This window comes from Streptomyces sp. NPDC035033 (assembly GCF_040636735.1).
Taxonomy (GTDB): domain Bacteria; phylum Actinomycetota; class Actinomycetes; order Streptomycetales; family Streptomycetaceae; genus Streptomyces.
Map to the genome: position 1 here is coordinate 1 of NZ_JBEZUZ010000052.1, position 12,803 is coordinate 12,803.

At 78.6% G+C, this 12,803-nt stretch carries 5 protein-coding genes; all 5 read right to left on the reverse strand.

Going from position 1 to position 12,803, the window contains the following annotated elements; all coding sequences use genetic code 11:
- Positions 1-101: 101 nt before the first annotated feature.
- The 5 genes from AB0E83_RS21210 to AB0E83_RS21230 all read right to left on the reverse strand — a co-directional run bounded on the left by AB0E83_RS21210 (position 102) and on the right by AB0E83_RS21230 (position 12,783).
- Positions 102-1,970, reverse strand: coding sequence for a hypothetical protein (locus tag AB0E83_RS21210; protein ID WP_362113866.1), 1,869 nt, complete (start codon positions 1,968-1,970; stop codon positions 102-104).
- Entirely contained in the window at positions 1,967-5,599 is a 3,633-nt protein-coding gene (locus AB0E83_RS21215; protein ID WP_362113869.1) for a DUF5682 family protein, read from the reverse strand. Before AB0E83_RS21215 ends, AB0E83_RS21210 begins: the two co-directional genes overlap by 4 nt.
- Positions 5,596-6,750 carry an AAA family ATPase gene (locus tag AB0E83_RS21220; protein ID WP_362113872.1) on the reverse strand — a complete coding sequence of 385 codons (1,155 nt, stop codon included), beginning with the start codon at positions 6,748-6,750 and terminating at the stop codon, positions 5,596-5,598. Before AB0E83_RS21220 ends, AB0E83_RS21215 begins: the two co-directional genes overlap by 4 nt.
- Positions 6,751-7,006: 256 nt before the next feature.
- Positions 7,007-11,929, reverse strand: a complete 4,923-nt coding sequence (locus AB0E83_RS21225) for a DNA-binding protein (RefSeq protein ID WP_362113875.1) — start codon at positions 11,927-11,929, stop codon at positions 7,007-7,009.
- The gene (locus AB0E83_RS21230; protein WP_362113878.1) at positions 11,926-12,783 is read right to left on the reverse strand and encodes a DUF4132 domain-containing protein; all 858 of its coding nucleotides are present in this window, start codon (positions 12,781-12,783) and stop codon (positions 11,926-11,928) included. The genes AB0E83_RS21225 and AB0E83_RS21230 overlap by 4 nt, the downstream gene beginning before the upstream one ends.
- Positions 12,784-12,803: the final 20 nt, after the last annotated feature.

The following is a 12,803-nucleotide window of genomic DNA, read 5'->3' on the forward strand; positions in this document are numbered from 1 at the left end:
CTGGGGGGGCCCCACGCACGCCGCCGGCCGGCCACGGCCGGACCGGTCGGCGGGGCCGCCCCGGCACGCCGCGCGACTCCGCTCCTCCCGGACCGGGACGCTCAGGACCAGGAGGCCGTCACCAGGAAGCGCTCGGCGGCGTCCAGATGGACCGCCGAGGCCAGCCAGGCGCGGGCGTACGCGTCGGAGGAGGCGTCCGTCAGCCGGCCGAAGGAGTCCCGCGGCCTGCGGTCCGCCTCGGCGGCCAGGCGCTCCGCGAGGTCGGCGGCCCCGGTGAGGCCCGCCCGGCGCATCGGCACCGCGAGGGCCGCCCGGTCCGCCGCCCGGGCCGCCTCGGCGACGGCGCGCCGCCCGCCCGCGACCCCGGCCTCCAGCAGCCGCCGGACCCGCCACAGCGGAGCGTCGGCCAGCGGGTCCGGCCCGACCGGCACCGGGGCGCCGCCGGCGGCCGGCTCCGGACGGGGGAAGTGGGCACCCTGGAGACGGTCGTAGCCCAGGTCCGCGCGGCCCCGCCACTCCTCCGGCAGCCGCAGCGAGTACGCCGCGTCCGGCACCGGCCCCACCGCCAGCGGGCGGAGCGTCGCCGCGCGCTCCGGGTCGGGGCGGCCCAGGACGCGCAGGGCGAGCCCGGCGTACCCGCCGATCCGGCGCAGATTGGCCGCGTGCGGCAGTTCCGGATGAGGGTGGGCCACGGCCAGCCGTACCACCGGGCCGCCGCCGAGGACCCGGGCCACCAAATGGTCGCCGGCCGCGCCGAGCACCTCCACGTCACAGCCGAGCAGGCCCGGTGCCGCGTCGCCCCCCGCCGCCGCGTCGAGCGCGGACGCCACCGCCTCCCGCACCGGCCGGGCGAAGAGCGCCGCGACGGGCTCCTCCGACCAGTCCACGCCCCGCACCGGCGTGGCGCGGACGCCCCGGCCGGCCCCGAGCCGCCCGTCGGCGGAGACGGTCGCACCGGCGATCAGCAACCCCCCGCGCGCCAGCCCGGCGTGATCGAGCACGGCCCCGCCGAGCGCGACCGACGCCGTCCCCGCCCCCTTCGCCCGGGAGACGCCGCCCGGCCGCACGTCGGACAGGGTGTGGAAGCCGCCGTCGGGACCGAGCAGATGGGTGGTCACCCCTCCGTAGCCGGTCGCGGAGAGCACCGGCTCCCGGCACAGCCCGAGCACGCGCAGGCTGCCGCCCTGCTCGTAGGCCCGGCGGGCGGTCCCCGCCATGTCCGGCCCCGCCGTGCCGGAGGCGAGCCCGGCGACCCCGGCGAGCAGCTCGCGGAAGGCCGCCGTCAGGTCGGAGAGCCGCTGCCCCCGGCTCTGTTCGCGCGCGTTCCGCAGGCCCCGTACGACCCTGAGCGCGGCGGCCTCGGCACGGGGGAGCCCGGCGATCCGCGCCGAGTGCGCGGCGCGCAGCAGTTCGGCCTGGACGACCGTGCCGCCGGCGGTGACGCCCGCCGCGAGGGCCTCGGCGGCGGCCTGCCAGAGGGCCGACACGGCACCGGCCTGGGCGGGCGTGAGCGACGGCGGGACCTCCCCGGAGGCGACCGCGATTGGACGGGGAGCCGCGCCGGACGCGGCCGCCGGGGACGGCGACCCGTCCGGCGGCTCCGGCGCCGGGGCCGGCGGTCCGGACTCGGGCGGGGCCGGCGCGTCGGCCGGGAGCGGGGCGCCCGGGGCCTCCGGATCCGCGAGCGGGGCCGCGCCCAGGACGGCCGCGCGGTGCAGGCAGCGCGGGGCCAGGAGACAGCTGCAGACCGCCTGGGCGGCCTCGGTCACCGCGCCCGACGGACCCGGCCGCAGGGTCACCAGCGTGTCCTCGCCGAACCGCACCTCCACCGCGCCGCCGGGACCCGCCACGGCGCGCCCGGCGCACTCGGCGACGGCGGCGTCGAGTTTCCCGCGCAGCCGCGCGGTCAACTGCTCGACGGCCTCGGCGAGGACCTCGGGGGCGACGGGCGGCAGGGGTTCGGGACTCAACGGGCTTCTCCTCGGAGGCGGTCGCCGACCCAGCGGGCGAGGGCGAGGGGGCTGAGGGCGGCCACCGGCATCCCGGCGGCGACGAGCCGGCGCGCCACCGGAACCGAGTAGCGGGGGGCTCCCGCGTCGTCGAGGGCGGCGCAGCCCAGCAGGTGCGCCCCGGAGGACGCCAGGGCGCGGACCTCGCCGAGGAGCCCGGAGAGCGGCGCGCCCTCCTCGAAGTCGCTGACCACGACGACGAGGGTGCGACTGGGCACGGTGATCAGCGTCCGGGCGTGCGCGAGGCCCGCGGCGATGTGGGTGCCGCCGCCGACCCGTACCTCCAGGAGCAGGGACAGCGGATCCCCGACCCGGTCGGTGAGGTCCACCACCTGCGTGGAGAAGGCCAGGAAGTGCGTGGACAGCGTCGGCACGCCGCCGAGGACCGCGGCCGTCAGGGCGGACCAGACGACGGACGCCTCCATCGAGCCCGAGACGTCGACCACGAGGATCAGCCGCCAGTCCGCCTCCTTGCCCGAGCGGGTGCCGAACACCGGGCGCTCCGGGACCACCACCACCCGCCCGTCGTCCAGCCGCCGGGTGTGCGCCAGGTTGGCCCGCAGGGTGCGGGCCAGGTCGAGGCGGCCACCGGGACGCCGGGTGGGCCGGGGCGAGGCCAGCCCGGACAGGGCCGGACGCACCCGCGTGGCCAGCTCCCTGGACAACTCGTCGACCAGCCGCTTCACCAGCGGGCGCAGCCGCGCGAGCCGGGCCTCGGGCATGCCGCCGGCCAGCGACAGCACGGAGGCGAGCAGCTCCACCGACGGACGCACCGCGGCGGGGTCCAACTGGGCCAGGACGTCGGAGCGGCCCGCGTCGGCCGCGTCCGCGAGGACCTCCTCGCGGACATCGGCCCCGAACAGGGCCTCCAGCTCCTCCGCCCACTCGCGGGCGGTCGGGAACGACGCTTCCCGGCCGCCGCCCGGCCCGCCCGCGCCGCCGTCGAGCCCGTCGGCGCCCTCGCCGCGGCCGTGGCCGTACAGCTCGTCCAGCGCGCGGGCGTAGCGGCGGGCCCGGTCGCTCAGCCGGTCCTCGTGGCGGCCGAGGAGCAGCCGCCACCGGTCGGCGGCCGCGAGCCCCCGTTCCGGCACCGGGAGCACCGGCCCCGCCGGGCCACCGGCGGACGGAGCCCTCCCCGGCGCGGAAGCCGGTACGGGAGCCGCCTCCACGGACGTCGGTACGGAGACGGTCTCCGCCGGCGTCGGTACGGGGGCGGTCTCCGCGCCGGGCGGCGCCAGGGCCTTCAGGGCCGCCAGGCCCGCCGCGTCCGCCGCCGCCCACAGCGAGAGGAGCTCGGGCGGGGCGTCCAGGGAGAGGTCGGGACGGTCGCCCAGCCGCTCGGTGACGGTGGCCAGCAGACGGTCGCGGGCGGCCGGCGACAGCACGTCGAAGCCGCCCCGCAGGGCCGGCAGACGATCGAGGAACTCCTCGTCGGCCAGCGTCTCGACCCGGTCGAGCAGCGGGTCGAGGGCGTCCGGGGACACCTGGAGCAGCGGCCCGGCGGCGGTGAGCAGACCGGTCAGCCGCTGCGCGAGCGCACGGCGCGCCCCGGGGCCCGCGGCACCGTCGATCCACCCCGCCGCCCGCTCCCCGAGCCCGGCGGCCGGGTCCAGGTCCAGCAGGACGCGGACCGCGAGGGCCGCGCCCTGGACGAGCGGCGAACCGTCCGCGGCGAGTCCGGTCAGCGCCCGGTCCAGGCGGAGGCCGAGCTGCCGCGCGGCCGTCCGGTCGGCGAGCGCGACCAGGGCCGCGGCGTCCGCGGGGGCGTCGCTCCCGGCGAGTCCGGGCAGCGCGCGGACGGCGGCCTCGACGAGTGCGCCGGCCAGCTCGCCCGCGGCGTCGCGGGTCTCCCGCGTGGTGCCCGGGTGGTGCCCGCGCCGGAGCGCCTCCAACAGGTCGAGGGCGCCGAGGAGTTCGGGCAGGCTCGCCGCCTCGGGCAGCACCGCCGAGGCTTCCCGCAGCCGCTCCTCGACCAGCTCGGGCAGGTCGCAGCGGGCGGCGGCGGCGAGCCCGGCGAGCACCTGCGCCGGGGTCGGCCCGCCGTCGGCCGCCTCGCGCCGCGCGGTCTCGCCCAGGGCGCCCGCGGCCGCCTGGGCAGCCGTCACCCCACGGGCCCCGGCCAGGTCGAGCCGCGCGGGCACCGAAGGCGTCCACGCCAGACGCCACTTGGTGCCCAGCGCCGTACCGTCCCCGGTCGTGGCCACGGCGACCGGCTCGCCGTACGAGGCGCCGATGACGAGGAGGCGCTGGAGCAGCACCTCGCGGCGCGCGTCCAGCGGCGACCGCAGGGGGTCCAGCCGCACCTCGCGGGGCTCGGGGTCGTCAGGGCGGGGCAGCCGCAGCCGGGCCAGCTCGTCCTCCACGGACGGGCCGAGGCCGGACCGGGGCGCGCGCGGGGTGAGCCGGCCCCGCCGGGTGCCGACGAACCCGGCCTCCAGGGCACGGGCCAGAGCCCGGCCCCGGCCGAGCGGTTCACCCTGCCCGAACACGGTGGTGACGGCCTCCAGCAGTTCACCGCGGCCCGGCGCGGGCAGCCCGCGCAGGGCGGCCAGGTCGCAGGCGACCCGCAGGGCCTCGGCGGCCTCGCCCGTACCGGCGGTGTGCCCCGCCCGGCGCAGCTCCCGGCACAGCCCCGTCAGCGCGGCGGCCGCCGCCTCCCGCAGCCGGTCCGGCGCGCCGCCCGCCTCGAACACGGCCTGCTGCCAGCGCGGGTCGCGGATGCCCGCCGGATACCCCGAGCGGGAATCCAGCAGGTCGAAGGAGTACGGGACGAAGGAGGTGACGGCCCTCCCGCCCGCTCCGTCCCCCGCGCCCGCCGGTCTCCCCCCGGCGGGTCCTCCTCCGGTCGGGTCACCTTCGGTCGGGTCGCTTCCGGCCGGCCCGCCCTCCTCCGTCTCCGCGAACGCGGCGGTCAGGGCCGGGGCGTGGAAGGCGCCGATCACGGCCGCGACCCGCCGGCCGCCCGCCCCCGCTCCGGCGATCACCCGGCGCATCCCGGCCTCGCGCGCCAGGTCGGTGGCGGGCACGGCGGCGTCGGCGCGCAGCGCCCAGCCCACGCCGAGCGCCGCCCGGCGCACCGCCTCGGGGGAGCAGCCGGGGGCGAGGACCTCGACGGCCCGGTCCCACAGGTCGTCGCCCTCCCGCCCGGTGCCGGCGGCGGTCAGCGCGTCGGCGAAGGAGCGGCGCCCCGGTCCGCCCGGCTCGGGGCGGTCCGCCCGGCCCGCCTCCGCCGACCAGCCGGGGTCGCCGAGGGGCAGGTCGCAGCAGACGACCTCGGCGCCCCGGGCCCGGGCCCACCGCACCGCCGCCAGCTCCGGCGAGAAGTCCGCGAACGGGTAGAAGGACAACCGCCCGCCCTCACCCGTCCCGGCCAGCGCGACCGGCGCGACCGTCTCGGGATCGGCGAGGTGCTCCAGCCACGGCTGGAAGTCGGCGGGCAGCTCCACGCAGACCACCTCGGCGTCCGCCGCGTCGAGCAGGGCGGGCACCACCGCGGCGAGCGCCGGGCTGTGGTGCCGCACCCCCAGCAGGTACGGCGTGCGCGACGCGGCCAGCGCGTCGACGGCCGCCCTGGGGTCGGGGAGGGTCAACGCAGGCTCCCGCGGAGGTCCCAGAGGCGGCGCCACATGGCCGAGCCGGTCTCGGCACGGCGGCGGACCGGTCCGTCCCAGTAGCCGAGCAGCCGGGCGTGGTCGGCCGGATCGTCCTTGCGGACGACGCCCAGGAGGTGGCCCGGCAGCAGGTCGAGGACGTCCCCGCCGGGCAGGTAGGCCGCCGAGAGCCCCAGCGAGGCCGCCACCTGCACCGCCTCGGCGGTGGACATGACGGTGCCCGGACGCTCCACGTCCCAGCCCTCGGTGGAGCGGCCCGAACGCAGGTCGCGGAAGACCGTCACCAGGGCGTCCAGGACGGCGTCGTCGACCCCGAACTCCGCCCCGGCCCGCCGCACCGCCGCGACCGCCTGACGCCGGATCAGGGTCGCCTCGGCGTCGGCGTCGGCGATCGGCTCCACGGTCTCGAAGTTGAAGCGGCGCTTGAGCGCGGCCGACATCTCGGAGACGCCCCGGTCCCGGAGGTTGGCGGTCGCGATCACGGTGAAGCCCGGCGCGGCGCTCACCACGGCGTCCTCGGTGGCGGTCAGCTCGGGGACGGTGACGCGGCGGTCGGACAGCAGGGACACGAGGGCGTCCTGCACCTCGGGCAGACAGCGGGTGATCTCCTCGACGCGCACCACCCGGCCGGTCCGCATGGCGGACAGCACGGGGGAGTCGACCAGGGCCTGCGGGGTGGGGCCCTGGGCGAGCAGCAGCGCGTAGTTCCACCCGTACCGGAAGGCGTCCTCGGTGGTGCCCGCCGTGCCCTGGACGGTGAGGGCGCTGGTGCCGCAGACGGCCGCGGCGAGCAGTTCGGACAGCATCGACTTGGCGGTGCCCGACTCACCGGTCAGGAGCAGACCGCGCTCACCGGCCAGGGTGACGACGCAGCGCTCCACGAGGGCCCGCTCGCCGACGAACTTCGGGCCGATCGCCAGCTTCGCGGGCAGCCCCTCGCGCCGCTCGGGCAGCGCGAGCTCGACGCCGTCGCTGCCGCAGACGAAGGTGACGACGGCACGCGGGGTGAGCAGCCAGCCGGGCGGACGGGGGCCCGGGTCCTGGGCGGCGAGGAAGGCGAGCTCGGCGGCGTGGCGCTCCTCGGCAGGCCGGACCTGCCGGGCGGGGGCGGACTCTTCGGTGACGGTCATGCGCGGTTCCTTCGGGACGGTGAGGGGGGGGAGGACGTGATCGGGTACGGGGGAGGGGCGGGGGCCCGAGAAGAGGGGGCGGCCCGGGCGGTTCGCGGGGACACGCGCGGGCACGGGGACACGCGCGGGCACGGGGGCTCGTGCGGGCACGGACCGGGGCCGCACGGGCCCCGTGTCCCTTGCCGCGGGCCCGCCGCGGCGGGCCCGGCGCGCCCGTCTCCGGAGGCGCCGGGTCCGCCGTGCGGCGGCGGCCCGGTCAGCGGCGCCGGCGGGTGCGCTTCACCTTCAGCTCCTCGAAGCGCGGCAGGTCGCCGTCGACGATCCGCCGCCACGCCCGGGCGTACAGCTCGGCGACCGGCTCGGCCGGCACCAGCAGCCCCAGCGCGGGCCGGCCGCCGGCCGGCACGCCGAACAGCGACAGCTTCCACTGCTCGACGGGGAGGACGGGCGCCGTCTGGTCCGCCCAGGCGCCCGGCAGGAACAGCGAGCGCCCCGCGCGGGCCCGGACCGCGGACACCACCAGGTCGGTGGCCGCGAGCTCGGCGCGCGCCGCCTTCAGCCGCGCCGGCTTCCACCCCGTCCACCGGGCCGTGTTCCGGTCGGTCGGGTCGGGCAGGGCCAGCAGCATCAGGTACAGCGTCGCCGCGTCGGCCCCCAGGCCGTACGCCTCCGCGGCCTCCGCCACGAGCGCGGGCACCGAACGCGACGGGTCCTGCGGCCACCACGTGCCGTCCTCGTCCGTCCCGCCCGCGGCGGGCGCGCCCGGGTCGGCCAGCAACCGGGCGAACGCCGGATCGTGGCAGCGGCGCAGCGCCGCCTCCACCGACGTCGGCCCCTGGTCCGGATCGCGCAACGCCACCAGGTACGGGTCCGATCCGGTGGAGTCCAGCAGCGACGTCCGCAGCGCCGGCAGCGGCTGCCCGTCGTGCGTCGCCATCAGCACCGCCCCGTACCGCTCGTGGTCGGGCGCCGTCTCCGTCGGGGCGCCCGCCACCCTCCGGAACTCCGCCAGGCTGGTGTAGCGCCCGACCGCGACGAGCAGATCGGGCGAGGCCAGCCGCTGCCGCACCGCCGTCAGCGCGCCCGGCAGCGCCGCCCGCAGCGGATCGCCCGCGGGCAGCCGGTGCGCCAGCCACGTCATCAGGCCCAGGGCGCCCGTCAGCACGGCTTCGGTGAAGGGATGCCCGGCAGGCTCCACCGGCTCCGGCCGGTCGTTCCGGATCCGCCACGCCACGTCCGTGCCCAGCTCGGGGGAGCCGGCCGGGTCCAGCAGCGCGGGCAGCGCCCGGGAGGCGGGCCAGCCGCCGCGCACCGCCCGCGTGGCCTCGGTCGTCAGCCAGTCGGGTACCTGCGCCCGGCGGCCGACGCGCGCGTTCCACACCTCCGCCGCGGCCGCCACGTCCGGGCCGTCGGTCCACAGCCGCGCCGGATCCTCGGGCAACAGGGCGGCCACGACCTCCTGGCGCACCTCCACCGGGAGGGCCCGCAGCTCGTCGCGGGCGTGCCCGGCCTCGACGACCTTCAGGCCGAGGGTCTTGCGCAGCTCCGCGGGCAGGAAGTTGCTCTCGTAGCGGTCGATCGCGGGCATGCCGGCCAGGACGAGCCCGGCGAGCGCCCGGGAGGCCCCGGTGAGCCGCCCGAACTCCTCGGCCGCCGCCGGCAGGAACGGCGCCTCGCCCCGCGCCCGCGCCTCCCTCAGGAACGCGGCCGCCCAGTCTGCACCCCGCGCGCGGTCACCGACGGGCCCGCTGCCGCGCACCGTGTACGGGCCGGGGACCTCGAACCGCCCGGCCGGGTCGTACAGCAGGGCGCCGAACTCCCGTCCGTCGGGGACGTCGTGGCTCTGCTCGGTGAGGCCGAGGGCCGCCCCGCCGCCGAGCGGGACCACGCTGCGGTGCGACATGTTCCGGTTCTGGCCGTCGGCGGTGGTCAGGTGCGGCTCGGCCAGGTGGAGCAGGACCCGCCGCCACTGGCCGGCGGATCCGGCCGCCGACAGGAGGCCGAGGGCGTCGGCCCGACCGAGCATCCCGAGCAGCGCGTCGCGGTGGCAGGGGTCCGTGCCGGGCGCGACGGCCCGGTAGGCGATCGCGGCGGGCCGGTCGAGGAGCGGCGTGAACGGCAGCCCGGACCAGGGCAGCGACGGCAGGTCGAAGTGGAGACGGCCGGGCACGGCCACCGCGTCCGTGTCGCCGATCGCCGCCGCCAGCCGCTCCAGGTACTGGTGGGCCACGTCCGAACCGGGGCCCGTCCGGTGGCGGCCGGAGCCCAGCACGCCGCCCAGCGCCTGGGCGAGGACCTGGTCGGCCGGACCCTCGACGCGCCGCGCCGCGACGGGCTCGGCCGCCGGGTCGAGGCGGGCGGCGATCGCGTCCAGGGCCTTCTGCTGCCGGACGGCGAAACGCAGCGCCTGCACCACGCCGGCGACGAGCTCGGGCGCGGTGATCCCCGGGAACGCGGCGCCCACGAGGGCGGTGACGTCCTCCGCGCGCTCCACGCCGACGGCCGCCTTCAGCAGGGCGCCGACGGTCTCCGCGTCGGCGTGGCGCAGCACAGCCGACCCCTGCGGGTCCCGGGCGCGCAGCGCGTACAGGAAGGGCAGCGGCGGGAGCACCGACGTCGCGGTCCGGAACAGTTCGCCCCGGCCGCTGTCGCTCGTCGCCGTGACGACGCCGTCCGGGTCGGTGAGCGACAGCGTCCGCCACTCCCGGGTCAGCGCGCGCGGACGGTCGTCGCCGGGGAACGTCAGGGCCGCGAGCGGCATGTCGGCCCCCTCCGGCAGGACCACCTCGCGCCCGGCGAGGTCGCCCGCGTGCCAGCCGTTCTCCGGCAGCCGCACCACGCGCCAGCCCAGCAGGCCGTCGACGGGCGCGCCCAGGGCGGAGCCCTCGACGGCCGGGGCGGGCCGCAGCCACGAGGAGAACGCGCCGAGCGTGGCACCCGGGGCGTGCGGCCGCAGCGCGTCGGCCAGGAAACCGGGCTGCGAGCGCCGCCCGTAGGTGCCCTCGACGGGGTCGTACTCGACCCAGCCGCTCTCGTCGGGACCGCTGCCGTTCTCGTACACCCAGTACGACGTCCCGTCGGAGATCACGGAGGCCTCCTCCGGGAGCCGCGTGTCCCCGGCGTGCAGGACGCCGCGCCCGGTGGTGCGGCCGCCGCCGGGCAGCGGAAGGCTGATCTGGGCGGACCGCAGCGACCAGCGGTTGACGCTCTCGTCGAGCGTGATCAGCCGGTCGGGCTCGGTGTGCCAGTACCCCTGGACCACGCCGCTGCTGTACACGCTCCAGAACACGAACAGGGCGCCGTCCACGTAGTGGAAGCCGAGGGAGCGGACCGAGGACGCGGCCGCGGCCGGGATGCGCAGGTCGTGCGTGAGGACGGTGGAGTCGGCGTCGATCACCCGGACCTGGGAGGCGTTCGCCACGATCAGGTACGGCCACGCCTCGACCACGGTCAGCCCCTCCGCGCCGGCCCGGCTCGGCGGCACCTCGGCCACCGTCCGCTCCCACTCCGGCCAGTGGAACTCCTCCCACAGCCCGCCGCGCAGGGTGCGCGCCAGCGTCTCGCCGAGGTCGGCGCCCGCCGCGGCCGCCACCTCGTCCGGCGCCAGGGCCAGGGCCTCGGACGGCAGCCACGACAGCGTGGACAGGGCGTGCGGTACGGCGGGGAGTCCGGCCGCCACCGACGTCCGGGCGACCCCCCGGAGCCAGCGGGCCAGCAGCACCCGCCCGCCCGCCGAAGCGGCCAGCCGGCGCATCACGTCCGCGCTGTGGCCGGAGCCGTTGAAGGAGTCCGCGCCCCGGTCGAAGGCCCGGTGGAAACGGGGGTCGGCGGCGAGCGCGGCCAGGTCCCGGGGCCGCTCGGACCGGTGCCAGTCCGTCAGGTCCAGCGCGACGCCGTACCGCTGCCGGCCGTCCTCCTCCGGGGTGGCCACGGGAACGTCCAGGGCGAGCAGCAGGTCCAGCAGATTGGTGTCCTCGACGCCGATCCGCACCTCGCGCCGGCCCTCGGGGCGGGCCGCCAGATCGGCGCGGATCCGCCCCGCCGCCCGCTCGACCAGCTCCAGCAGCGCCGTCGGGGTCGGCCGCGCGCCCCAGCCGCGGTGCCGGGCGGCGTGGAAGCGCTCCAGCCAGCCGGCGGCGCCGTCGGCGCACCGCTCCTCGGCGGGCAGGTCACCGTCGACGAGGCCCGCGTCGGCGCCGGACTCCGCGAGGATCTCCAGCCACAGCTCGCTCATGGCGCCGTCGTCCGACGGCGGGGTCAGCGTGAGCAGGGTGCCGCGGACCGCGGGCACCCGCCGGGCCAGCGCGACGAGCGCGCCGCGCTGCGCCTTCCACCAGCCCGTCGCCGCCCGCAGGGTGGCCGGCAGCGGCAGCAGTTCGGCGAGGTGGTCCTGCTCGGCCTCCGCGGCGGGCAGGCCGGCCGCGCGGGCGAGGCGCCGCAGCTCCGTGGCGGCCTGCGCGGACGGCGCGAGCCCGCCCGCGGTGCGGCGCACGCACAGCCGGCGGAACCGCTCGTACGCCTCCTCCGCCGAGAGGCGCGCCGACAGCTCCTTGCCGTAGCCGGCCAGCACCTTCACCGGCAGCGCGCCGGCGAGCGCGAACTCCAGGAAGACGGCGTCGAGCCGGTCCTCGTCGACCGGGAGGCCGTGCTGCGCCTCGCTGGTCCGCGCCCGGCCGAACAGCTGCCCCGCGTACGTGGTGTTCTCCACGGCGAGGAAGACGCGCGCGGCCTGCTCGTAGAAGACGGGGAGGAAATGGGGCACGGAGGCGGCGAGCCGCCCGGCGAGTTCGAGGCAGGCGTCGAGCGCCGCCTTGGGCTTGGTCTTCGCCTGCCGCGCGATCCGGTCCAGCTCGGGCACGACGGCGAGCGCGTGGTGTCCGTCCTCCGGGTGGTGCACCAGCACCCACTCGGGGAAGCCGAGCTCCTGACGCCGGCCCAGGCCCACCACGGCCGGTTCGGCGGCGGGTTCGAGGCCGAGGAAGCCCGCCGCCAGGTCCTCGGCGGCGCCGAGCTCGGCGGCGGTGAGCCGCACCACGACCCGGTCCTCGCCGAGCACCGGATGGCGGTAGGTCCGCGCGGTCAGCTCCACCGCGGCGGGCCCGGCCCCCGTGGCGTCGGCCGGGAGCACGGCCCCGGCGTTCAGCAGCTCCGTGTCGTTCGTCGCGGTCGTGCCGGTCACGCGTTCCCACCCTCTTCGATCGTGCGGCCGGCGTAGAGCGCGGCGGCCATGCGCATCCCCTCGGACCAGGCGACCGGTCCGACCTCGCCGAGCCGCACCGCGCGGCCGTCCTCGCCGTGCCAGCTGAGCCCGCCGGTCTCCGACTCCCCGTCCCAGTACGGCTCGCCGATCCACACCGACGCCTCCGTGCCGCGGCCGCCGTCGCGCACCTTGCAGGTGGCGTAGCCGCCGGAGACCCGGTAGCCGAGCCCGGTGGCCCGCGCGGCGAGCCCGAAGCGGGAGGCGAACTTCCCGCCCGCGTAGTCCCGCACCTCCGTCGCGTTCGCCGCGTGGATGGCGGGGCGCGTCCAGGTGGCGCGGTGGATCTGCTCGACGCGCTGGGTGATGCCCAGCTCGGCCGCGAACTCCCGCACGTCGTCCAGGTCGGGGAGGAGGACCGGATGCGGCACGGTGACCGTGCGCGGCGCCAGCCGCACCGTCTCGCCGTCCAGGTCGACGACCTTCAGCGCGCCGTCCCCAGACACGTCCCGCAGGAAGCCGACCTCGTCCGGGTCGTCCCCGACGACGGCCATGTCGCGCAGCGCGGACCGCCACGCCTCGTCCGGCCAGACCCGGGCGATCAGCGCGGTCGGCACCGGAAGCGAGGACACCATCCAGGCGTCCACCTGCGCCACGCACGCGTCCGCGTGCCGGTCCAGCCACTCGGAGAGCCGCCGCAGCCGGTCGACCTCCGGATCGTCCCGGAGCGCCTTCGGCACGGTCTTCAACTGCCGCCCCCCGGAACGGCGCGCGACCACGCGCCCGCCCTCGTCGAGGGTGACCTCGTACCCCTCACCCGCATCCAGCCACGCCATCAGCAGCGCCCCTCCACCCG

Coding starts and splice junctions, on each gene's coding strand:
- AB0E83_RS21220 (WP_362113872.1), bottom strand. CDS start 6,750: ATGACCGTCACCGAAGAGTCCGCCCCCGCCCGGCAGGTCCGGCCTGCC.
- AB0E83_RS21230 (WP_362113878.1), bottom strand. CDS start 12,783: ATGGCGTGGCTGGATGCGGGTGAGGGGTACGAGGTCACCCTCGACGAG.